Source organism: Bifidobacterium sp. UTCIF-39 (genome assembly GCF_006408715.1).
Classification (GTDB): domain Bacteria; phylum Actinomycetota; class Actinomycetes; order Actinomycetales; family Bifidobacteriaceae; genus Galliscardovia; species Galliscardovia tissieri.
The window spans coordinates 1-23,854 of record NZ_JEOG01000032.1 but is presented as its reverse complement, the minus strand read 5'-3'; the positions used below and the strand labels follow the sequence as shown (position 1 = coordinate 23,854).

20 protein-coding genes and 1 pseudogene are annotated in these 23,854 nt (G+C 60.3%); 13 read left to right on the top strand and 8 right to left on the bottom strand.

Annotated elements, in window-relative coordinates:
* Positions 1 to 390 precede the first annotated feature (390 nt).
* The 9 genes and pseudogenes from EP30_RS10375 to pknB all read left to right on the top strand — a co-directional run bounded on the left by EP30_RS10375 (position 391) and on the right by pknB (position 12,434).
* The gene (locus EP30_RS10375; protein ID WP_140558522.1) at positions 391 to 1,143 is read left to right on the top strand and encodes a Sir2 family NAD-dependent protein deacetylase; all 753 of its coding nucleotides are present in this window, start codon (positions 391 to 393) and stop codon (positions 1,141 to 1,143) included.
* A 243-nt stretch (positions 1,144 to 1,386) separates the two neighbouring features.
* Positions 1,387 to 2,034, top strand: a complete 648-nt coding sequence (locus EP30_RS10370) for an NUDIX domain-containing protein (RefSeq protein ID WP_140558519.1) — start codon at positions 1,387 to 1,389, stop codon at positions 2,032 to 2,034.
* Between the two features lie 426 nt (positions 2,035 to 2,460).
* Complete coding sequence (locus EP30_RS10365; RefSeq protein ID WP_093961166.1) at positions 2,461 to 3,162, top strand: DUF3662 and FHA domain-containing protein; 702 nt, start codon at positions 2,461 to 2,463, stop codon at positions 3,160 to 3,162.
* A 33-nt stretch (positions 3,163 to 3,195) separates the two neighbouring features.
* Positions 3,196 to 3,711 carry an FHA domain-containing protein gene (locus EP30_RS10360; RefSeq protein WP_140558517.1) on the top strand — a complete coding sequence of 172 codons (516 nt, stop codon included), beginning with the start codon at positions 3,196 to 3,198 and terminating at the stop codon, positions 3,709 to 3,711.
* A gap of 3 nt (positions 3,712 to 3,714) precedes the next feature.
* On the top strand, positions 3,715 to 5,415 hold the full coding sequence (locus EP30_RS10355) for a PP2C family serine/threonine-protein phosphatase (RefSeq protein ID WP_140558514.1): 1,701 nt from the start codon (positions 3,715 to 3,717) through the stop codon (positions 5,413 to 5,415).
* Positions 5,412 to 7,163 carry an FtsW/RodA/SpoVE family cell cycle protein gene (locus tag EP30_RS10350; protein WP_094664920.1) on the top strand — a complete coding sequence of 584 codons (1,752 nt, stop codon included), beginning with the start codon at positions 5,412 to 5,414 and terminating at the stop codon, positions 7,161 to 7,163. Before EP30_RS10355 ends, EP30_RS10350 begins: the two co-directional genes overlap by 4 nt.
* Positions 7,160 to 8,626, top strand: coding sequence for a penicillin-binding protein 2 (locus EP30_RS10345; protein WP_094664918.1), 1,467 nt, complete (start codon positions 7,160 to 7,162; stop codon positions 8,624 to 8,626). The genes EP30_RS10350 and EP30_RS10345 overlap by 4 nt, the downstream gene beginning before the upstream one ends.
* A pseudogene (locus EP30_RS10340) lies at positions 8,623 to 9,510 on the top strand (serine/threonine-protein kinase); the annotation flags it as partial. The gene EP30_RS10345 and the pseudogene EP30_RS10340, both read left to right, overlap by 4 nt.
* 686 nt (positions 9,511 to 10,196) lie before the next feature.
* Entirely contained in the window at positions 10,197 to 12,434 is a 2,238-nt protein-coding gene (gene pknB / locus EP30_RS10335; RefSeq protein ID WP_140558511.1) for a Stk1 family PASTA domain-containing Ser/Thr kinase, read from the top strand.
* Between the two features lie 86 nt (positions 12,435 to 12,520).
* Here the strand turns inward: pknB and EP30_RS10330 are convergent, their stop codons facing one another.
* The 3 genes from EP30_RS10330 to EP30_RS10320 form a co-directional block, all read right to left on the bottom strand.
* Entirely contained in the window at positions 12,521 to 13,186 is a 666-nt protein-coding gene (locus EP30_RS10330; protein WP_094664914.1) for an aminodeoxychorismate/anthranilate synthase component II, read from the bottom strand.
* A gap of 69 nt (positions 13,187 to 13,255) precedes the next feature.
* Complete coding sequence (locus EP30_RS10325; RefSeq protein ID WP_375137759.1) at positions 13,256 to 14,377, bottom strand: class E sortase; 1,122 nt, start codon at positions 14,375 to 14,377, stop codon at positions 13,256 to 13,258.
* A 13-nt stretch (positions 14,378 to 14,390) separates the two neighbouring features.
* A complete protein-coding gene (locus tag EP30_RS10320; protein WP_094664912.1) occupies positions 14,391 to 15,131 on the bottom strand; it encodes a DUF881 domain-containing protein in 741 nt (246 codons plus the stop codon).
* Between the two features lie 118 nt (positions 15,132 to 15,249).
* Here EP30_RS10320 and crgA point away from each other — a divergent pair, with 118 nt between their 5' ends.
* A complete protein-coding gene (crgA, locus tag EP30_RS10315; RefSeq protein ID WP_140558509.1) occupies positions 15,250 to 15,729 on the top strand; it encodes a cell division protein CrgA in 480 nt (159 codons plus the stop codon).
* A gap of 155 nt (positions 15,730 to 15,884) precedes the next feature.
* Here crgA and EP30_RS10310 read toward each other — a convergent pair whose 3' ends face one another.
* Complete coding sequence (locus tag EP30_RS10310; protein ID WP_140558507.1) at positions 15,885 to 16,649, bottom strand: rhomboid family intramembrane serine protease; 765 nt, start codon at positions 16,647 to 16,649, stop codon at positions 15,885 to 15,887.
* 182 nt (positions 16,650 to 16,831) lie between these two features.
* Here EP30_RS10310 and EP30_RS10305 point away from each other — a divergent pair, with 182 nt between their 5' ends.
* Positions 16,832 to 17,074 (top strand): hypothetical protein, encoded by a 243-nt coding sequence (locus EP30_RS10305; protein WP_140558504.1) that lies wholly within the window; start codon positions 16,832 to 16,834, stop codon positions 17,072 to 17,074.
* Positions 17,075 to 17,306: 232 nt separating this feature from the next.
* Here EP30_RS10305 and EP30_RS10300 read toward each other — a convergent pair whose 3' ends face one another.
* Complete coding sequence (locus tag EP30_RS10300; RefSeq protein ID WP_140558501.1) at positions 17,307 to 19,763, bottom strand: glycogen/starch/alpha-glucan phosphorylase; 2,457 nt, start codon at positions 19,761 to 19,763, stop codon at positions 17,307 to 17,309.
* A gap of 228 nt (positions 19,764 to 19,991) precedes the next feature.
* Here EP30_RS10300 and EP30_RS10295 point away from each other — a divergent pair, with 228 nt between their 5' ends.
* Positions 19,992 to 20,381 carry a sterol carrier family protein gene (locus EP30_RS10295; protein ID WP_140558499.1) on the top strand — a complete coding sequence of 130 codons (390 nt, stop codon included), beginning with the start codon at positions 19,992 to 19,994 and terminating at the stop codon, positions 20,379 to 20,381.
* Between the two features lie 140 nt (positions 20,382 to 20,521).
* Here EP30_RS10295 and EP30_RS10290 read toward each other — a convergent pair whose 3' ends face one another.
* Positions 20,522 to 20,920, bottom strand: a complete 399-nt coding sequence (locus EP30_RS10290; RefSeq protein WP_094664901.1) for a DUF3073 domain-containing protein — start codon at positions 20,918 to 20,920, stop codon at positions 20,522 to 20,524.
* A gap of 152 nt (positions 20,921 to 21,072) precedes the next feature.
* Here EP30_RS10290 and trpS point away from each other — a divergent pair, with 152 nt between their 5' ends.
* Positions 21,073 to 22,164, top strand: coding sequence for a tryptophan--tRNA ligase (gene trpS / locus EP30_RS10285; RefSeq protein WP_094664899.1), 1,092 nt, complete (start codon positions 21,073 to 21,075; stop codon positions 22,162 to 22,164).
* Positions 22,165 to 22,792: 628 nt separating this feature from the next.
* Here trpS and EP30_RS10280 read toward each other — a convergent pair.
* Positions 22,793 to 23,314 carry a MerR family transcriptional regulator gene (locus EP30_RS10280; protein WP_140558497.1) on the bottom strand — a complete coding sequence of 174 codons (522 nt, stop codon included), beginning with the start codon at positions 23,312 to 23,314 and terminating at the stop codon, positions 22,793 to 22,795.
* Positions 23,315 to 23,592: 278 nt separating this feature from the next.
* Positions 23,593 to 23,854: hypothetical protein (locus tag EP30_RS11020; protein WP_219846825.1), on the bottom strand; the 262-nt coding region annotated here is incomplete at its 5' end.

Here is a 23,854-nt window from a genome sequence, read left to right as displayed (position 1 = left end):
CACAAAACCAAGCCCCACAACCATCGCAACAACCGATCATGGGCGCAGACACCATCAGAGTACCGTCAGCACGGTTAACACAACATTGCCAGCACCGGCAATCCGTCTGATCACCAGGGAAATTCTTGACGTGAATCCGAAACCACCACCAGAACGGCAATGGATCCCCACTCGTCCAACCGCCCCAACCACGTCGACCGCCCCAACCACGTCGATCGCCCCAACCACGTCGGCAGGCAAACCATATCAGCAGGCAAACGCACCCACGTCTCATGAATCCTTGAAGCGGAAAAGTAGAAAAGTAGAAGTATGGGCGAACGCCAGACGAACAGCATGCCATACAGACGCCAACTGCGGAATCCATACATATTCCGGGTGTAAGAAAGAGGTATGAGCACAAAGAAGATTGCAGTACTGACGGGCGCCGGCATCTCCACCAGCGCGGGTATTCCGGACTTCCGCGGTCCGGATGGCGTGTGGACCAAGCATCCCGAACAGATGAACGTCTACGATATCGACGCCTTCATGACCAGCAAGGAGGACCGCGAATACTCCTGGCGCTGGCAGAAGGAGTCGCCGGTGTGGGGTGCGCAGCCCGGTGCCGCCCACAAGGCGCTGGTCGATCTTGAGAAGGCCGGAATGCTCACGCTGCTGGCCACGCAGAACTTCGACGCCCTGCACGAGAAGGCCGGAAACTCCCCGGATGTGATCGTGAATCTGCACGGCACCATCGGCACGTCACACTGCATGAAATGCCATGCCAAGTACGACACGGCCGAGATCATGGATCGTCTGGACGAGGAGCCTGATCCGCGTTGCCATCGCAAACTGCCGTACAAGGGGAATATGCCCTGCAACGGCATGATCAAGACCGACGTGGTGTATTTCGGCGAGGCACTGCCCAACGGCACCATGGAAAAGTCGATCAAGCGGGTGCAGGAAGCGGACGAATTCTGGGTCATCGGGTCTACGCTGGAGGTGTTCCCGGCGGCGTCGCTGGCACCCATCGCAGTGCAGGCCGGCGTGCCGATGACCATCATGAACATGGGCCGCACACAGTACGACGGCATCGCCACCCGTCTGATCCATGACGATATCGCCGTCGCACTACCGGAATTGGTGGAGCGGACGATCAACGGATAACGCTTCGACTGTATACCGGCTGCATATGCGTACACGCCGTATATATACGTATATATACGTGGTTATACGGCCATGCACGACCGTCCTTCAGACGTATATATACACATCGCATATATACGTATATATGCGATGTGTATCGGCAGTGACACACATGCGCGGTCGTTCGGACGAATGCGGAAGCGGTTACGAATTGAATACGACAGTCCCCCTTATGGAAAGTGGGTACGGCAAGTGGGTGACCAGATGAACGACACGAACGATACCAACGATGTGATCAAGCGGCTGGAGGCCAGCAACGACATCGACATGGAAACGACACCGGTGGTGGAATCGGTCGAGACCGTGTATACGGGTGCGATTTTCCGCGTGGAGGATCAGACGATACGACTGGCCCGGCACGACGGCTCGTCGACGCGAATCCATCGTCAGGTGATGAGGCATGCACCCTGCGTGGTGATGCTGGTTCATGATTGCGCCACCGACCGATACCTGCTCGAACGTGAGTACCGAGTCGGACCGAACATGTACGCGTTCGGCATACCGGCCGGACTGATCGACGACGATGAGGAACCGCATGCCGCGGCCCTGCGCGAACTGCACGAAGAGACCGGCGTACGACCGGACGGACAGGACGGCATCGTCATCGACGACGTGGCACAATGCTATTCCTCGGAGGGCATGTCGGACGAACTGGCGAACATCATGGTGTTGCATCTGCGTCATTGGCACACGGGGGAGCGGCACTTCGACAAGGACGAACATGTGGCAAGCACGTGGGTGAGCTGGGATGAGCTCAATGCCGTGGGTATCGTCTCGTCGAATGCGACGATCGCGCTCAAGCACGAGGCCTTGCGCCGGGCGCTGGGCAAACCGTGTGGTGACAAGGCCTAGAGCCCAAGTCGTCAGGGGGTATACACCGATCTCGGCCCATGTGACGCGTCACGCGGGCCGCATTGCGTCACGCGGGCCGGGCGGTCCGCGTGACGAAGAAATACAAACGTTGAAAAATCAACGATTATGAGATGCCGTCACATAGGCCGGGCGGTCCACGTGACGGTAGTCGGCCCAAGTGACGCAATACCAGCCGGGCCATCGGGGGCGCGGCGACGGCACATCGGGGGAGTGAAACACCCCAAGTGGGGGATTTTCCCTCTCAGCCGAAGGTTTTGCAGGAAGATGCGGGCATAATTCCCAGTCGGGATTACGATTGGTGGAAGAAAGAAAGCGTAATGAAGACTTTGCAATGATAGCTTGGGATACCCATGCCTTGGTAAAGACAGCTGCGTACGATGGAGCCATTGCGAGAAAGGGATATTCATGAGCGTTCTCGACCGTTTCGAAAAAAGTGTCGAAGGTGCCGTAAACGGCGTATTCAGCAAATTCGCCTCCAAGGACCTCCAGCCGGTGGACCTCTCCAGCGCCCTTGAACGTGAGATCGACGCACAGGCCATGCCCATGGGACGAGATCGTACCGTGGCCCCCAACGAATACCGGTTCCGCCTGTCCACCCCCGATTTCGACCGAATCGAACAGTGGGGGTCCGAGACTCTGGCCAACGAACTCGCCGACAATCTCACCAAGTACGCGGAAAGCCAGCATTACGCCTTCGTCGGCCCGGTCGTGGTGATCTTCGAGGAGGATCTCGATCTGAGCCGCGCCGAATTCAAACTTTCCAGCGAGTCCGTGCAGGGCAACGCGGCTCCCGTGACCACGCCGAGCGAAACGAAGGACTGCCCGGTGCTGGAGATCAACGGACGCCAGTACCTGCTTACCGCTCCGAAGACCGTGATCGGCCGTGGATCGAACTGCGACATCGTGATCGACGATCCGGGTATCTCGCGCAGCCATCTTGAGATCGATATCACCGACAACGGGGTGATCGCGCGTGATCTGCGATCCACAAACGGCACCTATGTGGAGGGACATCAGGTTCCCGCGGCCACACTGCTCGACGGCAACACCATCACCATCGGGCGTACGCGCATCCTGTTCTGGGCGTCTTCCACCCCGCAGGACTGATCCACTTCCCCGACGCACGAACGCGAGCCAATCATGACCGAACTTACTTTCACCGTTCTCAAATACGGATTCCTGATCTTGCTATGGGTATTCGTATGGCTCGCCGTACGCTCTTTGCACCGCGACGTGGCGTCGTACAGCCCCAAGCCTTCCAAGAAGCATCGTAAACGTACCCAAGCCGCCCAGCAGGCGGCTCAGGCGCCTGCTCCCACTCCTACGCCGGCACCGGTCAAACCTGCCCGACCCGTGACGGAACAGCCCACCATTCTCACGATCATCGACGGCCCGCTGGCCGGAACCACCATGCCACTGGGCAATGGTCAGATCACGCTGGGCCGTGCGGCAGGCAATTCCGTCGTGCTCGACGACGAATTCGTGTCCTCCCATCATGCGCGCATATTCTGGGATTCCGGCAGTGGCGGATGGGCCATCGAGGATCTCGGCAGCACCAACGGCACGGTGGTGGGCGGTAAGAAGCTCACCGAAGCCGCCGTACTGCCGGCACGCGTGCCCGTACGCATCGGTGCGACCACTTTCGAGCTGAGGTAAAGCATGGCCACCAATCAGTCTTCTTCATCGTCCTTACAGCAGGTTCAGCAGACGGCCTCGGGGACCACGGATCCAACGCCCGCGGTGAACGCGGCACCTGCGCTCACGTTATATTCCACAACGGTGTCCGATGTGGGATATGTGCGTAGCAACAATCAGGATTCATCGTTCGCCGGACGCCATTTCGCGGCGATCTGCGACGGCATGGGCGGCCATGCAGGCGGTGATACCGCTTCGACCATTGCGATCCGTTCGCTGGCCCATATCGAGCATGAGGAATCGTCGAACGACATCGAGACCGTGTCGAAGATCATGGAGACCTCCGTGCTGGCGGCGCACGACGCCATCGTGGGCAAGGCGAAGCATGAACGTCGTCTATCCGGCATGGGCACCACCGTGGTGGCACTGAGTCTGGTCGAGAACCATTGGATTCTTGCGCACATCGGTGATTCACGCGCGTATCTGCTGCGTGACGGCCATCTGATCCGGGCGACCAAGGATCACAGCTATGTGCAGCATCTGATCGACACCGGCAGGATCACCGAGGCCGAAGCGAAGAATCATCCACAGCGCAACGTGGTGATGCGCGTGCTCGGAGATTTCGACATCGATCCCCGCCCCGACATCTCCATCCGCCGCGCCAAGGCCGGCGACCGCTGGCTGCTGTGCTCTGATGGCCTTTGCGGAGTCCTGGAGGATTCCACGCTCGAAGAGACGCTGAGCGAGCTGACCGATCCCGAGGAGTGTGCACAGCGTCTGGTTGCCATGGCGTTGAAGGCCGGCAGCACCGACAACGTGACCGCCGTGATCGCGGACGCCACCGTGCCGTTGAGCGAGAAGCCAACCGATGAGAATTCGCCGGTGCCTCTGGTGGGCGGTGCCGTAAGCGCCAGCCTGGAAAGCATCGCCGACATCATCGACGAATCCGTGGCGACGGCTCCCGCGCTCAGGGCGGATCAGGGCAGTCCGGCGCAGCGCGCGGCCGCGCTTATGCAGGAGCAGAAGCCAAAGAACGAGCAAACCGATGAGACGGCATCGCCGCGAGTGGCGCAGCCGTCGAGCCAGCGTCCCGAAACCACCGACGTCGCCATGCCGAATACCGGGGAAATCCCCGTGGTGCAGAAACGAGACGGCAGTGCGAGCGCCGATCCGCACGATCCCGAAGTGGCACGGGCCATCAAGACCCAGCAGCGGGAACAGGCGCAGCAGGCGCGCAAGCGTCGCTCCCGGTTCCGCATGACCATCATCGGCATTATCGTGGCGGTGCTGCTGGTGCTGGGAGGCGCCGGCTTCATGGCCTTTCGATGGTCGCAGACGCAATACTATCTAGGCGAGGCGGAAGGTTCGGTGGCGATTTATCAGGGTGTGCCCACCGATCTGTTCGGATTCTCGCTCTCGCACGAGGTGAAACGAACCGACATCACGGTATTGTCGCTGCCGGCGAATTGGCGGGAGCAGCTGAGCCGTGGCATCACGGTCGGCTCGTATGCCGAGGCTGAAACGCACGCGCAGACGATTCGTCAGCAGGCCGAGGACCTGCAGAGTCAGGAGAAGCCGAAGGACGAGTTCGGCGGCGCGGAACAGACTGACCAGTCCGGTCAGAACGATCAGTCGGCGCAAGACAACCAGCAGAATCAGAATGATTCCGCGGGGGCATCGCAATCACCGTCGCCCAGCGCATCGAATACGGAGACTCAGCAATGATCGCACGTCGAATCGAACAGGCCTCAATGCTGATACTGGCGGGTGCGACCGTGATGCTGGGATTCTTTCAGATGTTCATGCGAGTGCATAACTCATTCCCGGCCGCCTACGCGACTCGTCTTGGCATCGTCGGAGCGCTGTTCGTGGTGTTCTGGATCATTCTGCTGGTCCGACAGCCGCATGCCGATCAGACGATCCTGCCATGCGTGATGCTGCTCAGCGGTATTGGTCTTATCATGATCGCCCGTATCGATAACCAGAACGATGTGTTCGGCAAGGGACATAGCACCGTAGCGCTGACGCAGATGATCTGGCTGTGCGTGGCGCTTGTCCTGTGCGCGATCCTGGTGATATTCATGCGGGATTATCGCGTACTGCGCAAATTCTCGTATCTGAGCATGGTCGTGGGTCTGGTGCTGCTCCTTTCCCCCATGCTGCCGTTCATCGGCAAGGAGATCAACGGCGCACGCGTCTGGTTGGCGTTCGGCAGCCATACGTTGCAGCCGGCTGAATTCGCCAAGCTGTTCCTGGCGTTCTTCTTCGCCTCGTACCTGTTTGATCATCGCGACCAGTTGGCCGTGGGCGGCAAGAAGATCCTTGGCATTCGGCTGCCTCGACTGCAGGATCTGGGTCCGATCCTTGTGGTGTGGGTGGTGTGCATGGGCGTGCTCGTGCTGCAGCACGATCTTGGTACGTCGCTGATGTTCTTCGCCATGTTCGTGTCGATGCTGTATGTGGCGACCGGGCAGAAGAGCTGGATCCTGATCGGCTTCGTCGGCTTCGCGGTCGGTTCCGTGGCGGCTGTGATGATGTTCTCGCATGTGGGTAATCGTGTGAACGCCTGGCTACACCCGTACGACGACAAGATCTACAACGCCGTCGGCGGCTCCTTCCAGCTGGTGCAGGGTCGATTCGGTCTTGCGACGGGCGGTATGACCGGCACCGGACTTGGTCAGGGGCATCCGACCGTCACGCCGTTCGCCAATTCCGACTTCATCTACGCATCGCTGGGCGAGGAGCTTGGCATCGCCGGACTGTTCGCGATTCTGGCGCTGTACCTGATCATCATCGGCACCGGCATGATCATCGCCATGAAAGTGACCGACGGATTCGGCAAACTGCTGGCATCGGGTCTGGTGTTCACCATGGCGTTTCAGGTGTTCACCGTCGTGGGAGGCGTCACCGGCGTGATCCCGCTGACCGGTCTGACGCTGCCGTATCTGGCGGCCGGCGGTTCCAGCCTGATCGCCAACTGCATACTTGCATCCCTGCTGCTGATCATTTCGAATTCGGCGAACAAGCCGGTCAGCGACACCGATGATGACGCCTTCCAGTACGAGGCGCTGATGGCGCTACGCGAGAAGGAGAAGAAGGCCTCACAGGCCCGTATGGCACAGTCCGAGTCCGAAGCATCTGCAAACGAGGCTGAGGCTTCCGATGAGTCAGGCGCGAATGCCGACGCATTCGCAACCATGGCCGTGCCTGCTCCGGTGACGCCCGTCGCTCCTATTGAGCCCATCGAGCCCATCGCGTCAATGACCGAGACGCCGCGTCACGCACGTCATACCGCGCAGGCCGTCCAGAACCCTTCCAACGAGGAGACCGAGATCATCGCACAGCGTACTCATGATGGCAATACGCTGCCGGAAGCTACGGCCATGCCGAATCTGCGCCCGCCGGCACCGTCCGCACCCCGTCACGCGGCAGGATCGGCAGGTTCGGCCTCTTCGGAGAGGAGGGATCGATGAATAACTCACTACGGCATCTGTTCAACGCGGTCATCGTATTGTTCGCGATCCTCGGCCTGTCCACATCATTGATCATGACCGTGCGCGCGAATGAACTGAACGCGGACACGCGGAACACCCGTGCCCTGTATCACGAGTACGGAGCGCCCCGAGGATCGATTCTGGCAAGCGATGGCACGGTGATCGCCAAATCCGAGAAGTCCGACGACGCGTTCTCCTACCAGCGCACGTATAGCAACGGTCAGGTCTATGCCCCGGTCACCGGATACTTCTCCGTGAACCAGCGTGCGGACCGCGGCGTGGAAGCGAGCCGTAACTCCCTGCTCAGCGGTGAAAGCAGCTCGCTCTGGCTCAGCCGATTCAAGTCGCTGTTCACCGGCGAGGAGAATCTGGGTGCCACGATTGAGACCTCGATCGATCCCAAGCTGCAGACACTGGCCTACCAGTTGCTGGGTGACAAGCAAGGTGCCGTTGTTGCCATGGAACCCAAGACCGGTCGAATCCTGGCCATGGTGAGCACACCCAGCTATGATCCGAACACGCTGGCGAGCCACAACACGTCCGAGGTCAATTCGGCCTATGCCGCACTGGTCGGCGACGCCAACAACCCGATGCTCAACCGCACCACCGGTGAACTGTTCCCGCCTGGATCCACATTCAAGCTGGTTGTGGCCGCCGCCGCACTCGAAGAGGGCGATTACAACACCGATACGCAGATTCCCGCCGGTGCCTCCTACACGCTGCCCGGCACGGTAACGAACCTGACGAACACCACCAGTGCCGCCAACGGATCCAATGGGCAGATCACCCTTGAGGACGCGCTGGCATACTCGTCGAATACCGCCTTCGCACAGCTGGGCGTGAAGCTCGGCAAGGACAAGGTGGCCGATCAGGCCAAGAAGATGGGCTTCGGCAGTTCGATCACCGTGGACGGCAACACCGCCACGGGAACACCGATGAAGGCCACCGCGTCCAAGTTCCCCGACTCACCCACCGACGACAAGCTCGCATTGGCCTCGATCGGCCAGGGTGATGTGCTGGAGACCCCGCTGCTCAACGCCATGATCGCGTCCGCCGTGGCCAATGATGGTGTGATGATGCAGCCCACCCTCGTGGATCGTGTACGTTCCAGCGACCTGACCGTGATCAGCGAAAGCTCCCCGTCGGAGTTCTCGCGCGCGTTCTCCAGCGACACCGCAGGCAAGATCAACGCCATGATGCAATCCGTGATCACCAAGGAGGACCCGCAGCTGCAGCTCGCCAACGCCAAGGTAGCGGCCAAGACCGGTACCGCTCAGATCGGCACTAACAACAACACCAATGACGCGTGGATCACCGGATTCGCGCCCGCCGACAACCCTGAAATCGCCGTGGCCGTGGTGGTGCACAACGTCAACACCTACGGAGCTCAGGCGGCCGGACCGATTATGCAAAAAATCATGCAGGAGGCCCTGAAGCAATGAGACTGATCGAAGGACAGCTGATTCACCGCCGCTACCGTCTGGACCAACGCCTCGCGCAAGGCGGCATGGGCGAAGTGTGGAAAGGCTACGACATCGAGCTTGAACGGCCCGTGGCCATCAAGGCCCTCCGCGCCGACATGGACAATGAGGAGGCGAAGCTCAAGCGGCTGCGTGCCGAAGCCCACAACTCGGCGAATCTGGCCCATCCGAACATCGCCGCCCTATTCGAATACTACGAGCACGACAACATCGGATTCCTGATCATGGAATATGTGCCCAACAAGTCGCTGGCCGAAATCTACAAGGCACGGGGACCGCTGAGCACCGACGAACTGCTTCCCATCCTTATCCAGACCGCCCGCGGCCTGTATGTGGCACATTCGCATGGCGTGATCCACCGCGACGTGAAGCCCGCGAACATCATGGTTTCGGAGACCGGCGAGGTCAAGATCACCGATTTCGGCGTCTCCTACTCCACCAACCAGGCGCAGATCACACAGGACGGCATGGTGGTGGGCACCGCGCAGTACATCTCCCCGGAGCAGGCCCAGGGCGAACAGGCCACACCGCAGTCCGACATCTACTCACTCGGCGTGGTGGCGTACGAGGGACTGTGCGGACACCGTCCGTTCACCGGTGCCACGCCCGTGGATATCGCCGCCGCGCATGTGAACGACCCGGTGCCGCCGTTGCCGGACAGCATCGATTGGCAGTTGCGTGAATTCGTAATGAGCATGCTGGCGAAGGATCCTGCGGATCGTCCAGCCAACGCGCTTGTCGTTTCACGCACACTTGCGAAGATCGAGCGTCGGCTGCTGGATCAGGAGGCGTCCGAGGCGCTCACCGAAACCGGCCATCTGACCCGACGGGTCATGAGCGCGCCGCATCAGCCAATCCAGCTGTTCTCCGCGGCCGATTGGGTGGCCAAGCAGACTCCGCGTCCGACTCAGACAACCGTCGCACCGGCCGTGACTCAGACTCCTACGCCGGCGGCTGCTCCGGAAGCGACTATTGTGCCGCCGGCGCCCATTACGGTGCCGGAGTCCGCGCCGGATATCCCGATCCCGGACATTTCACTCGATGCCGGAGCTGGCGGGACTGGAACGTCGGCCACGGACTCGGCAGCGCCCATGGCGTTGGATTCCGTACCGTTACCGAATACACCGGGCGTGCAGATCCCGACGGAGTCGTCCTTGCGGGCATCGTCTCAGTCGGCATCGTCGGAGACCTCGTCATCAGCGTCATCAGCATCGGCATCGTCCTTGCCGTCGGTCGAACCGGCCCTGGCCGGCCCGACGCCACAGGACATTCCGATTCTGGAGCCTTTGGACTCCGGACCGTTGCCCGGATTCGTTCCTGCCGCGAAACCGCGTCAAACCGCGATTCCACTAACATCGAACGCGGTATCCGTTCCACCGACGCCAACGCCATATACGGGCACGCCGATCACCGGAGTCACAGGAGTGACCGATACGACCGGCATCACGGGAACGCCTCCGACGACGGATGCACCGTCGGGTATTGCGAATATAGACTTGAACATTAATGAAACAGGGAAGGAAGAGCCACGATGAGTATGTACATCCCCGCATCATTAGCCGGCGGACGGTACACCGTTGGCAATCTCGTCGGGCATGGCGGCATGGCGGAAGTCCACGTGGGTACGGACACCCGTCTGGGCCGCACCGTCGCCATCAAGATCATGAGGGCCGATCTGGCCAGCGATCCGATCTTCATCGCACGATTCCGTCGTGAAGCGCATTCGGTAGCCCAGCTGAACAATCCCAATATCGTATCGATCTACGATTCCGGCGAGGAGAATCTCAAGGACGACGCCGGACGTGACGTCAGCGTCCCGTATCTGGTGATGGAATACGTGCAGGGACAGACGCTGCGCGACATCCTCAAGGCCAACGGGGCACTGAGCCAGCGCGATTCCGAACAGATCATGCTCGGCGTGCTCGGCGCACTCGAGTATTCGCATCGTATGGGCATCATCCACCGCGATATCAAGCCCGGCAACATCATGATCAGCGATCAGGGTGTGGTGAAGGTGATGGACTTCGGTATCGCCCGAGCGCTTGATGACTCGTCCGCTACCATGACCCAGTCGCAGGGCGTGGTGGGCACTGCACAGTACCTTTCGCCTGAGCAGGCCCGAGGCGAGAACGTGGACATGCGTTCCGATCTGTACTCGGCCGGATGCGTGCTGTATGAGATGCTGACCGGACGGCCGCCGTTCACCGGCGACTCCGCCGTGGCGATCGCCTACCAGCATGTGTCCGAAGTGGCCACACCGCCGAGCGCGATCGTTCCCGGACTGCCTAAGATGTGGGATTCGATCTGTGCCAAGGCCATGGCCAAGGACCGTCAGAACCGTTACACCACGGCCACTGAATTCCGCAACGACGTGCTGGCCCTGATGAACGGCGGCACCCCTGTGGCGGCCGCGTTCAACCCGCTCACCGATCTGGCCAATATGAAGGCCCGCAAGGAGCAGGAAGCCGGCGAGACCATGGTGATGGGTGCCGGTGCGAACGGGGCTGCCGGCAACGGCGGCGCGAACGGCGGCACCATGGCGTTTAATCCGATCGAGACCGGTACCGGTATTGCCGGCAACGGCATGAACGGCATGGACGCCGGCAACGCCGGTCGCGGCGCGGCCCGCGCCGAGGCCGCCAGGGCCAAGAAAAAGAAGCGGATCATCATCAGCACGGTTCTGGCCATCATCGCTTTGGTGGCGGCCGGCCTGGGCATCTGGTATGTCACGTCGGGCAGCTCGACCGAGCAGGTGACCGTTCCTACGATCACCGAACAGATGTCGAGCGAACTGGCCTGCCAGCGCATCCAGGACGCCGGATTGACCTGCAAGACCGCTGATGACAATGATTCCGCCAAGGAGAAGGGCATGTTCACCAAGCAGAGCCCCGACGGCGGTTCCAAGGCCGCCAAGGGCAGCACGGTGACCGTGTGGTTCTCCACCGGCCCCAAGCAGGGTGAGGTGCCTGATGTGTCCGGCATGACGCAGGAGAAGGCCAAGAAGACGCTCGAGGACGCCGGATTCACGGTGAGCGGCAGCGCTTCCGTTGAGGAGAGTGCGACCGTGGCGAAGGATCACGTCACCCGCACCGACCCGGCCAGCGGCACGCAGAAGGCCAAGGGCACGTCGATCCTCATCTACATCTCCTCCGGTATGACCACCGTCCCCGACGGCCTGTCCGGCATCTCCGCCGACGCCGCCGAGGCCAAGCTCAAGCAGGCCGGTCTGAACGCCACCACACAGCAGGTGGCATCCAGTGACGTGGATGAGGGCAATGTGGTCAGCACCAGCCCGGATGAGGGTTCCAAGGTGGAGCAGGGCAGCACGGTGACGCTGTACGTGTCGAAGGGTTCCGATCAGGTGACCGTGCCCGACGTGACCGGCCAGTCGCTCTCCTCCGCGCGTCAGGCGCTGCAGGCGCTCGGCCTCACGGTGAGCTCCAGCGGCAACGACAGCGACACGGTGACCAGCCAGAGTCCGACCGCCAACAGCAAGGTGAACGCCGGCAGCTCGGTGACGCTGAACACCAGCGGCTCCGGCTCCAACAATGGCGACACAAACAGCACGGATGGATCCTCGCCGAGCCCCAACACCAGCTCGTCGGGCAGTGATCCGTTCGGTGTGATGGGCAAGTCGCAGTCCGAGATGAAGTCGATCATGGACGGCCAGAAGGTGAAGTACACCATCAGTGGTCCCGGCAACGACGATGCCAAGGTGACCGGTGTGACCAAGAACGCCGACGGCTCATACACCATCACCGTGCAGTAGTCGGTGATCGCAAAAGGTCCGGCGGAAGATTCCTATTCAGGAGTCCTCCGCCGGACCTTTTCGTTTGCCGTTTTCCTCGGTATCAATCACTCCGCGTCGACGGCAACCTTGGGCTTGAGCCCCTTGGACTTCTCGACGGCGTTGGTCTGTCCGCACACCGCGAGCCAGTTAGCGAGCAGACGATAGCCGCCTTCGGTCATCACGGATTCGGGGTGGAACTGCACGGCGTACAGCGGCAGTTCCTTGTGGCGAATCCCCTGTACGATATGATCGCCCTGCGTCCACGCGGTCACCTGCAACGTGTCGGGCACACTGTCGGGTTCCACGGCCAGCGAATGGTAGCGTGTGGCGGTCATCGGGTTGGGGATGCCGGCGAAGATCTCATCGTCCAGATGCTCGATCTGGCTGGTCTTGCCATGCATGATCGTGGGCGCATGCCCCACCGTGCAACCGAACACCTCGGCGAGCGCCTGCATGCCCAAGCACACACCGAACATGGGCTTGCGCACCTTGGCGCACAGTCGGATCATGTCCTCGCTCACGCCGGAGTCGGCGGGCGCGCCGGGGCCAGGGGAGATGAGCACGCCGTCGTAGTCGTCGAGCAGTCCGGGCGTGGCCGGGTCGATCGCGTCGTTGCGCACCACCGTTACCGTGGCACCCAGCGTCTCCACATATCCGACGATCGTGTATACGAACGAATCGTAGTTGTCGATGACCAGAATCCTTGCGGAATCGGTTGTCGTATCCGTCATGGCTGCTCCTCCGCTGTCTGCTGTTTGCTGCCTGTTATTGGTCGTTCTGTTGAATGGGCTTCGCTGCGTCTACTCTACGGCAACGAAGTTCGACGTGACTTTCAGATATGGAATATTGGACGCCGCCCACGGGAACGCCCATTCGAACAGGGTCGCGGCGATCGCGAGGGCCAGAATGAGCATCAATACCCATCGGATGAGCATGGGGCCGGGCTGGTGCCGGTAGAACCATCCGTAGAGGCTTGCGGAGGGCTTGCTGCGCACGCCGTACTTGATCTGCCTGAGTACCGGGTATCGCCAGGCGACAAGCGCGGCGAGATACACCACGACGTAGGCGATGGCGAGCGCGATCACCAGGTTCTCCATGGATCCGGACACTTTGGCGAGCGGTGAGGACTGGCCGCGTTCGAACTGTACGCCGCCGGATGATGCGGATGCGGCGAGTTCCTGTGGGATGCCGTCGGAGACCTTGGCCCAGTAGTCGAATTTGCCGTAGGAGATCCAGCGGTGTGTGGCTTCGGTGTATCGCGGCTCGCATGTGGTGAGTGTGATGTAGCGGTCGGTGGGCGTTGCTCCGGGCTGTCCGGGGACTGCGGCCACGACTTCGGTGGATTCGGGGGTGACGATCTTGTAGTCGGTGTACGTGTACACGTACCAGTAGTCCTGTGTGCGCAGGATGATCTTGTCGCCGGGTTGGAGTTCGTCGACGTGGGCGAGGGGTTCGCCGTAGCCGGATCGGTGGCCGGCGATGGCCACGTTGCCGAGTTGTCCGGGCATCTGGGTTTCGGAGTAGTGGCCCAGGCCGTGGCGGGAGAGCTGGTAGGCGTCGGTGCCCTCCACGACGTTGCGCTGCCATGATTGTCCGAATCGGGGGACGTAGAGCTGCGCGATCAGGTCGCCGGTGACGGCTCCTTGCGGCTGGACCGGCGGATCGCCCTGCTGTGCCTTGGCGATGGTGTAGTCGTTACCGTTTTTCTGCGGGTCCACCCAGGAGACGCTGTCTCGTTGGGAGCTTTGCGCCTGTTCGGATTCCACGCCGGTCCACCACAGCTGCCATGCGATGTACAGGGCGAGTACTGCGGCGAGGGTGAGCAGGATCTCGCCGAGAATGCCGAGGATCGCGGATGCCGCGGAGCCCCTCCCGCTGCCGGGGTTGCGCGTCATACGGGCGTTGGCGGTCGGTTGGGCCATGGTTTGTGCCATGTTAGCTTTCCTTTACCTTGGCGTATTTGAGTGTCTGCGGCACCGCGTTGGCGGCGTCGAATCGAAGATTGTCGGATCGTTCGACCTTCCATCCGAGGCCGATCGAGTCCACGTATTCCTTGTACACCTGCACGGTTGGTGAATTGTTGAGCGCCTGGACCATGTCGTTCACCGGTCCGATGGCGGATATCTTGAACGGTGGCGCGTATCGCTTGCCTTGGAGCAGCAGTACGTTGCCTACGCATCGCACGGCGGAGTTGTAGGTCACGCGCTGGTCCTCGATCATCATGGATTCGGCGCCACCGGCCCAGAGCGCGTTCACCACGCCTTCGATGTCCTGCTGGTGGACGACGTAGTCGTTGATGTCGGCCGATGATCCGGAGTCGCCCACCTTGGTCTCCCACAGTGGGGAGTCGTCGAGCGTGACGGTGACGCCTGGCCCCTCCACGGCCTTGAGTTTGGTGCCTGATCCCACGTCCTCAGAGTTCGTGGAGCTGTCGTTGCCGGTCAGGGTTTTCAATGCGTCGATCTTGTCACTGAGAGTGTTGACATCGCCTTCGAGTTCAGTGACCTTGCGGGATCGCTCATTGAGCAGCTGGGTGGTGTCGGACGTGACGGTGACGGAACGGTTGATGCGCACGTTCGTGACGAAGAGGTATCCGGCGAGCGCGAACACGATGATCACGGAGAGCGCGCCGACCATCGACTTACGCGCTACGTGTCTGCCTCCGTGCTTGCCCATGATCGTCAATCCGCCTTATCGTTCGTATTGTTCGTCCTATTATTGGATTCGACTTGTCAACTGTTTCCACTCTAGCCACTACTATGACTAGTAGCTTACGTTAAAGGAGTAATCTCTCATGGCTGAACAGGACGAGCAGAAGCTCGACGAAACCAAGGCGGACACCGTCACCGACACCACCGCCGATGTTGATGTCAAGGAAGCGGACGACAAGACCGTGGATGTCGCCGACAAGGACAAGGCCTCTGACAAGGACGAGACCGCCGACAAGGACGACGATTTCGGCATTTCCATGGACAAGGTGGAGGCCGTGCTCAACAAGAGCGTTGACGAGGCCGCCATGACGCCGCAGATGCGCAAGATGTTCGCCCGTCAGCAGGAGAATACGAAGCGTGTGGAGGAGTCGATCAAGGGCACCAAGTCGAATCCGGCCTGGTTCGTGCCGCTGTTTTGCGCGCTGCTGGTGATCGGTCTGGTGTGGGTGGTCGTGTACTACATGACGTACGATTACCCGATTCCGAACATCGGTGCGTGGAATCTTGCCATCGGATTCGGCATCATGCTGATCGGATTCCTGATGACCATGTGGTGGCGCTGACCCGTTCGATGCACCGTACCGCACTACGACACCGTATGTTGTCGGCATACGGATGGGTATGGTGTTGATCGCATATATGACAATCCTCCCAGATCATGAATTGATTCGGGAGGATCGTTTGGTATTGGCGGCGTATACCAGCCGTTGTATTGGCCTTATCCCAGTGCGGGAATCAGGCACCACGCGCTCACCCCGGCAACGACGCTGAACAATGCGATGCCGTATACCCATGCCCGCGCGGTAAGGCCTGTTTTGCGTAGTGCCGGCAGTCCGGCGACCATCAGCCATGCGTACAGTCCGCCGATCACGAATCCGCCGACGTGCGCCTGCCATGCGATGCCGGGGGCGATGAACGGCATGATGAAGTTGATCGCCAGCCATACGATCATTGACGTCATGTCCATACCGATGCGACGGTAGGCGACGAAGATGGCGGCGAACAGGCCGAACAGGGCTCCTGACGCCCCGTATGTGGACATGCCCCAGCCGGTGCCGCCGGGCAGCAGTCGGGCCCAGAGCAGCAGGGCCATGTCTCCGCCCAGGCCGGACAGCAGATAGAAGCCGAGGAACTGCCAGTGGCCGAGCATGCGTTCCAGTACGGGGCCGATGGCCCAGAGGGTAAGCATGTTGAACAGGATGTGGAAGATGCCTGGTTCATGCAGGAACAGTGCGGTGATGAACGTCCAGGGCATGTGTGCGGCCAGCGCGGAGGTGAACATGCCGTAGCCGAGTATGGTGCCCAGCAGGTTCGGCGCGATGAATCTGGTGATGATTTCCACTGCCCACATGACCACGCAGATCATGATGATCGCGGAGGTGATCACCGGTCCGCCCATGCGCCACTGATGGCGGATGTTGTCGCGATCGAATAGGTCATGCGATGTGGGGGAGTTGGGGAACAGACGAAAACGTTGGCTCATGGACCCTACTGTATGGCATGGTAGGGCCGGCGAGAAGAGGCGGACGGGCGAGGATGCCGATGATGGGATGACTTTCGTTGTACGTTCGGCGTGGATGCTCACAGCTTGGGCACATCGTCGGCTTAGAATGGGTGAAAGCGGTCTGAAAGGGCAGGCTGTAATTCCCTGTGAAAGGAGCCAATATGGAGAACAAGTCGTCGAACGGGTGGAAGTTCTTCGCGCTTCTGTTCGGTGCGTTGCTGGCCGGTCTGGCGGCGCTGTACCTGTACAAGCAGCAGAACCCGGAGTATGACCCGTGGGAGGAGCCGTGGGAGAACAGCTCTTCTCCGGTCGATCTGAGTGTCGCGAAGAAGGAGAAGGCCGAGGCCGACGAGGCCGAGGAAGAGGCCGAAGCCGACGAGGCCGAGACCGCCGAAGAGGCCTGAGTTTTCCCCTTTAGGGTTGGGGTTCAGGTTCGCCTGACATACAAAAACGTGGGTGGTGGCGCTACCGGAAGCACATTGCTTTCGATAGCGCCACCACCCACATTGTTTATGTACTCAATCACCCTCCGCAGTCGCGAGCGAGCGAGTTGACTGACGAGTGTGGCATCGGCTGCGCAGAAGGTGAAGGCGTACAAAGGTACGTCGAACCTTCTGCGCAACCGATGACACTCCGTCAGTCAGCGAGCGGAGAAGTGTGCCAGATTCGCTCGAGATAATCCTCAATCGCGCGGTCGGAGCTGAAGTAGCCGGTGTTGGCCACGTTGAGGATGGCCTTGCGGTTCCACTCCATGGGCTGACGGTAGAGGTCCTCGATCTGGTACTGGATGTCGGCGTAGGCGCTGAAGTCGGCGAGGGTCATGAAGTAGTCCTTGGTGAGCCAATCGGCAACGAGCGGCGCGTAGGTGTTGCGGTCGCCGTTGGAGAAGGTACCGGAGGAGATCATGTCGATGGCCATCTTGAGGCGGGGGTCGGCTTCGTAGTACTTGGCCGGATCGTAGCCTTCCTCGTAGAGGGCTTCGACTTCGTCGACGGTGAGACCGAAGAGGAAGAAGTTGTCGGCACCGACGCGTTCGCGGATCTCGACGTTGGCACCGTCGAGGGTTCCGACGGTGAGGGCGCCGTTGAGGGCGAACTTCATGTTACCGGTGCCGGAGGCTTCCTTACCGGCCTGGGAGATCTGCTCGTCAAGCTCGGTGGCGGGGATGAGGTGCTGAGCGAGACGAACGTTGTAGTTGGCGGGGAAGTGGACGGCCAGCTTGCCCTTGACGTCGGGGTCGTTGTTGACGACACGGGCGACGTTGTTGATGAGCTGGATGGTGAGCTTGGCCATGTAGTAGCCCGGGGCGGCCTTGGCGCCGAAGAAGACGGTACGGGGGAGAACGTCATCGACGTTGACGGTACCGTTCTTAATGGCGGCGTAGCGGGAGATGAGGGCCAGAATCTTGAGGGACTGGCGCTTGTACTCGTGGAGACGCTTGACCATGGTGTTGAACATGGTGTCCGGGTTGGCTTCGAAGCCGTAGCGGTCCTTGGCGAAGTTAGCGAAGGCAACCTTGTTGGCGTGCTTGACTTCGGCGAACTTCTTGACGAACTCGTCGTCGTTGGCCAGAGGAACGAGGCCCTGGAGCAGGTCGAGGTCGCTGAGCCACTTGTCGGTGCCGAGGCCTTCGGTGATGAGGGCGCTCAGGCGGGGGTTGGCAAGGCGGATGAAGCGACGGGGGGTGACACCGTTGGTGACGTTGGTGAACTTGGTGGGGAAGAGGTCGGAGAAGTCACGGAGGGTGACGTCCTTGAGGAGCTGGGAGTGAAGCTCGGCAACACCGTTGACGTGGGAGCCGCCGGCGGTGGCGAGGTAGGCCATACGCACCTGCGGGTGCTCGCCTTCGGTGACGATACGCATGCGGTTGATGCGCTCCTTGTCACGGGTGAGGCCCTTGAGCTCGGCGAGGAAGTGCTCGTTGATCTCGTTGATGATCTCCATGTGGCGAGGCAGCAGCTCGTTGATGAGGTCGACGGGCCAGACTTCGAGAGCTTCCGGAAGCAGGGTGTGGCAGGTGTAGTTGAAGGTCTTGGTGGTGATATCCCAGGCGGTATCCCAGTCGTAGTCGTATTCGTCGATCAGGATGCGCATGAGCTCGGGGATGCCGATCACCGGGTGGGTGTCGTTGAGCTGGAAGGTGATCTTGCTCGGGAAGGTGGTCAGATCAGGCTTGTCCTGGCCGGGGTAGAACACGCGGATGGCGTCGTGCAGGGATGCGGCGACGAAGAAGTACTGCTGCTCGAGGCGCAGACGCTTGCCCTGAGGAGTGGAGTCCTCCGGGTAGAGGATCTTCGAGATGTTTTCGGCCTCAACCTGCGGCTTGACGGCGTCGAGGTACTCGCTCTTGTTGAAGGTGAGGAGGTCGAACTCGTCGTAGCTCTTAGCGCTCCACAGGCGCAGGGTGTCAACACGGCCGGAGGCGTAGCCCGGAACCATGTAGTCGACCGGGACGGCGCGAACGGACCAGACCGGCTTCCAGACCTTCTTGCCGTTCTCCTCGACGACCTCGCCGCCGAAGGAGACCTTCTGAGAACGGTTGTAGTCGATGTGGCCCCACGGCTCATCGTTGGCGAGCCAGTAGTCAGGACGCTCGACCTGCTTGCCCTCGGCGTCGAACTCCTGCTTGAAGATACCATACTTGTACTGGATGCCGTAGCCGAAGGCCGGCACGCCCAGCGAGGCGAGGGAATCAACGTAGCAGGCGGCCAGACGACCCAGACCACCGTTGCCGAGGCCGGGCTCGTACTCGGCGTCGACGACGAGCTGCGGGTCATGGCCCAGAGTCTTGACGGCTTCATCGAACTCGGACAGCATGCCCAAGTTGAGCAGCGCGTTACGCAGCTGCTTACCGATGAGGAACTCGGCGGACAAGTAGCCGACGGCCTTGGTGTTGCCTTCGACCATGGCCTTCTGCGTAGCGGTCCAGGAGTCCATGAGGTGGCGACGGACGGCCAGGGACGACGCAACGTAGATGTCGGCGTCGGTAGCCTGTTCCAGAGTCACACCCTGGTTGTACTTCAGCTGCTCCTTGATTTCGTCAATGAACTGCTCGGTGGTCACCGGGGACTTCGGTGCGGTTTGCTCAGTCATAAAGCACTCTTTCTCGTGAGAAACATCTCCCGCTAGACATTATCCGTCCGCAAAGGCGACTCTGCCTAGCTTTCAGATGAATTCTGGATGACGGATTCACCTGTCTGAGACCAACAATATCCGATGGTAGCACTTGAACGTGCCAATTGCAGTTGTTTCAAGTGAACAAACGCTGGCGCATTCATCCTTCAAACCACACATCGGAAAGGGACGTGGGATGATGATCATATGGCATCCATTTTGAAGAAGGATCTGTCCGAAGGAAAACGGGCGTTGGAGCAATGGCAGCGAACGGCAGCGAACGATCCTACGGAAACGGACGATCTGCCTCGTCGGGTCTGGGCCATGGCCGTGCGATATTCGTTGTATCTCATGGAACGCAGAGCGCCAGGCGAAGGCGTGGAAGTACGCGTAGCGCCATGGGGCGCGATCAAGATTCTGGAGGGACCGGCGTCAGATCCGCATAATCTCACGCCCCCCGACGTGATCGAACTCGAACCAGACGTATGGCTGCGATTGGTCTGCGGAGTGAGCACATGGGACGAGGAGAAGAACGCCGGACGCATCAGTGCGGTGGGCGAGCGCGACGATCTGAGCGAACTGCTCCCGTTGATATAGCGGAAGGGAAATACCGCGAACGACGACGGGCACAGACCTCGATACCAATATAGATATATAGGTATGGAAAAGGGACAGGCACCCAAATGGCGTCTGTCCCTTACCGAACTATCTGCCGAATACGAACGATCACTGATCGATCATTCGTCGGAATCGGACTCGGAATCCTCCGTCTTCGGCTTGGCCGGAGCGGCTGGTTTTACGGTTTTCTTCAATGCGGAAGGCATCGGCATGGGAATCGGTCCCCGTCGAACGGGAGCCTTGGCGGCCGGCTTCTCCTCCGCCTTCTTGGCGGCTTCGGCGGCCCACTGCGCGTACTCGTCCAGTTCCTCGCCATCAACCCCGCCGGACGCATGATCCGCATGATCATCGGCATGAATCTTGGTTTCGATCGTCGCAAACGGATCCGCAGCGGATGGAGTCACCTCATCCTGACTTGACAGTTCCTTCGCGAGCTCATCGTAATCGGTATCAGTGGTGAGGTACTTGAGCTTACGGGCAATTCGCGTCTGCTTAGCCTTCTGACGTCCGCGGCCCATCTGACCCCCTTCGCCAGTCTATTGTGCCCGAGGCAACACGTTTCCTAATTCATCACATAAGAGAGTACCACTAATCTTGGGATGTCGGCTCAGACTTTTACGATTAGAGCGTTATTTTTCAATACCTTCAACAAAAAACGGGTTGGTGCGTAATGGCCGAAGAGCAGCAGTTGACAGCAGCAGGCAACGAAATGAGCGCGAGCTTCCTCGCAGCGAAGAAACGCTCCGACGCCACGCTCGCCAAGCTTGAGGCCGATCCCAGCAAGTTCACCATGCTCACCGGCGACCGCCCGACCGGCCGTCTGCACCTCGGCCACTACTTCGGCTCCATCAAGGAGCGCGTGGCCATGCAGAACCGTGGCGTGAACACCAACATCATCATCGCCGACTACCAGGTGATCACCGACCGCGACACCACCGAGCACATCGAAGACAACGTGCTCAACCTCGTTCTCGACTACATGGCCGCCGGCATCGACCCGACCAAGACCATGATCTTCACGCATTCCGCAGTGCCCGCCGAGAACCAGCTCATGCTGCCGTTCCTCTCCCTCGTCACCGAGGCCGAGCTGCACCGCAACCCCACCGTCAAGTCCGAGATGGAAGCCAGCGGCCACGCACTGACCGGCCTGCTGCTCACCTACCCCGTGCATCAGGCATGCGACATCCTCTTCTGCAAGGCCAACGTGGTGCCGATCGGCAAGGACAATCTGCCGCACGTGGAGATCACCCGCACCATCGCCCGCCGCTTCAACGAGCGTTTCGCCAAGAAGAACCCCGTGTTCCCCGAGCCGTCCGCCATCCTGTCCGACGCTCCGGAGATCCCGGGCCTCGACGGCCGCAAGATGAGCAAGTCCTACGGCAACTCCATCATGCTGGGCGCCACCGCGGAAGAAACCGCCAAGCTCATCAAGAAGAGCCCCACCGACTCCGAGCGCACCATCACATTCGACCCGATCAACCGTCCGCAAGTCGCCGCCCTGCTCACCACCGCCGGTCTGGTAACCGGTCGTGACCCGCAGGAGATCGCCGACGAGATCGGCGCCGCCGGTGCCGGTGCCCTCAAGAAGTACGTCACCGACTCCGTCAACGAGTTCCTGGCCCCGCATCGCGAGCGCCGCGCCGAACTCGCCAAGGACATGGATTCCATCCGAGACATCCTCCACGACGGCAACAAGCGCGCTAATGCGATCGCCGAAGAGACGTTGGATGAGGTGCGCTCCGCCATGGGCATGAAATACTGATTGTTTGTGTAATGGAGTGTCTTCGGCGTTACGGAACACTCGACGTACTTTTGTACGCCTTCGCGTTCCGCGCCTTGAAGACACACGCATTACACAAACAATCAACCACAACTCAACGGCGAACCGGGGGTTTGTGGTTCATAAATCGTGGTTATGGTAGGTAGCCCCGCGGAATGTCTCGGTAAGTGTGTAGCTGGTTTTGGTCGCATGCGTGCGTCGAATACGCACTGGATCGGGTTTCCTACTGCAGGTTCGTCTCGGATATCTGTCGGATACGCAGTGACGCACGCCCCTCGGTGCGGGTTCGTCTCACGCGTGCGTCGAATGTGCACTGAAGCGTGTCCTTGATGCTTGTTCGTCACAAGCGTGCGTCGAATGTGCACCGAATCGTATCCCCGGTGCTTGTTCGACGTCTCTGTGCGTCATATGCGCATCGGGGCGTGCGCCCGGTGCTTGTTCGTCACAAGCGCGCGTCGGATACGCACCGAGGCGGGGAACCGTCTTTCTCCATGTCGTCACCGCTTCGATCGGCGCGGCTCTCAGCGGGAGCCCCTTCCCGCCGGCCTCGCGACTGGCAGCCAAGACCAGTCACACACCTGTCAAGACACTCCCCAGCCCTGCGGAATTTCTAGGCGTTCCGCGGGGTTTCGTCGTATTGTGAGCCGGAAATCTCCGTGAACTCCGCGTGACGATAGTCGGACCATTGGGGGAGTGGCCGATTCTCGCGAGTGGCTTTCTGGATATCGCCGTAGAAATGCAGCTTGCGGAGCAGATGCGCGTGCGCTTCCTCAAGCGCACGACGCTGTTCGTCCAACGCCTCATGCCGCTCGTACAGCAGCTTCATGATCTCATCGATATGGCCGACTTCGTCGGACTCGTAGGAGAAAAACCGCTGCAACTCGCTGATGCTCATGCCGGCGTGCTTGAAGCAGCAGATCGTGCGCAGTCGGTTGATGTGACATTCCCGGTATACGCGCTGGCCGGCGGAGTCACGTTCCACGTTGGTGAGCAGACCCGCATCCTCGTAATAACGCAACGTGGACGGCTGCATGTGAAACATCGCGGCGATCTGCCGGATGGAGTATCCGACGGGATCGGCAACGATGGCACCACCTTCACCATTGCCCTCGATATGAAGAGTTGCCGTCATATATCAGCCCCTAACGTCACAGCAGTTCGGTTTTATTGGCACCCACAAGTTGCACGATTCCCCGCACCACCCCATCACTACATCAACACGTCACGCGTGTCACGACAGCATGGTCAAGGAATGATACGCATCTTTCCGAAGATGAAAAAAGGAGGAACTGACGCATCAGCCCCTCCCAAGCGTCACCCGAAGGCTTCCGCCGCAATTAGCCATAAGAATATAGCACATATACGACATATCCGTATCCGCGAGGACACAGTTCTGTAGACACATCGTATTTACGAATGCTCCGCGATGAACATTCGAGCCTCCTGCAACTTCTGACGAGCTTGCGAATGCACAAACCGGCTGAAAATCGGCTGGGGGAGTTGCCGCTGATACGTGTCCAGCAGAGCGACATATCCGTTCAAGAAAGAGAGTCTTTCACTCTGCGGCACTTGCATTTTAGTCATCAGATATACAAGAAGAATCACATAATCGGTGATCTCCTTGAAATTCACGCCACGAATTCTAGCGTCTCCGGAGATAAGCCTGCCGATA

Bases quoted from the DNA above. Each gene is read 5' to 3' on its own strand.
- EP30_RS10280 (WP_140558497.1), bottom strand. From the start codon at position 23,314: ATGACGGCAACTCTTCATATCGAGGGCAATGGTGAAGGTGGTGCCATC.
- EP30_RS10295 (WP_140558499.1), top strand. From the start codon at position 19,992: ATGGCATCCATTTTGAAGAAGGATCTGTCCGAAGGAAAACGGGCGTTG.
- pknB (WP_140558511.1), top strand. From the start codon at position 10,197: ATGAGTATGTACATCCCCGCATCATTAGCCGGCGGACGGTACACCGTT.
- EP30_RS10355 (WP_140558514.1), top strand. From the start codon at position 3,715: ATGGCCACCAATCAGTCTTCTTCATCGTCCTTACAGCAGGTTCAGCAG.
- EP30_RS10305 (WP_140558504.1), top strand. From the start codon at position 16,832: ATGGAGAACAAGTCGTCGAACGGGTGGAAGTTCTTCGCGCTTCTGTTC.
- EP30_RS10370 (WP_140558519.1), top strand. From the start codon at position 1,387: ATGAACGACACGAACGATACCAACGATGTGATCAAGCGGCTGGAGGCC.
- EP30_RS10350 (WP_094664920.1), top strand. From the start codon at position 5,412: ATGATCGCACGTCGAATCGAACAGGCCTCAATGCTGATACTGGCGGGT.
- EP30_RS10325 (WP_375137759.1), bottom strand. From the start codon at position 14,377: ATGGCCCAACCGACCGCCAACGCCCGTATGACGCGCAACCCCGGCAGC.
- EP30_RS10365 (WP_093961166.1), top strand. From the start codon at position 2,461: ATGAGCGTTCTCGACCGTTTCGAAAAAAGTGTCGAAGGTGCCGTAAAC.
- trpS (WP_094664899.1), top strand. From the start codon at position 21,073: ATGGCCGAAGAGCAGCAGTTGACAGCAGCAGGCAACGAAATGAGCGCG.
- EP30_RS10345 (WP_094664918.1), top strand. From the start codon at position 7,160: ATGAATAACTCACTACGGCATCTGTTCAACGCGGTCATCGTATTGTTC.
- crgA (WP_140558509.1), top strand. From the start codon at position 15,250: ATGGCTGAACAGGACGAGCAGAAGCTCGACGAAACCAAGGCGGACACC.
- EP30_RS10310 (WP_140558507.1), bottom strand. From the start codon at position 16,649: ATGAGCCAACGTTTTCGTCTGTTCCCCAACTCCCCCACATCGCATGAC.
- EP30_RS10330 (WP_094664914.1), bottom strand. From the start codon at position 13,186: ATGACGGATACGACAACCGATTCCGCAAGGATTCTGGTCATCGACAAC.
- EP30_RS10360 (WP_140558517.1), top strand. From the start codon at position 3,196: ATGACCGAACTTACTTTCACCGTTCTCAAATACGGATTCCTGATCTTG.
- EP30_RS10320 (WP_094664912.1), bottom strand. From the start codon at position 15,131: ATGGGCAAGCACGGAGGCAGACACGTAGCGCGTAAGTCGATGGTCGGC.
- EP30_RS10290 (WP_094664901.1), bottom strand. From the start codon at position 20,920: ATGGGCCGCGGACGTCAGAAGGCTAAGCAGACGCGAATTGCCCGTAAG.
- EP30_RS10375 (WP_140558522.1), top strand. From the start codon at position 391: ATGAGCACAAAGAAGATTGCAGTACTGACGGGCGCCGGCATCTCCACC.
- EP30_RS10300 (WP_140558501.1), bottom strand. From the start codon at position 19,763: ATGACTGAGCAAACCGCACCGAAGTCCCCGGTGACCACCGAGCAGTTC.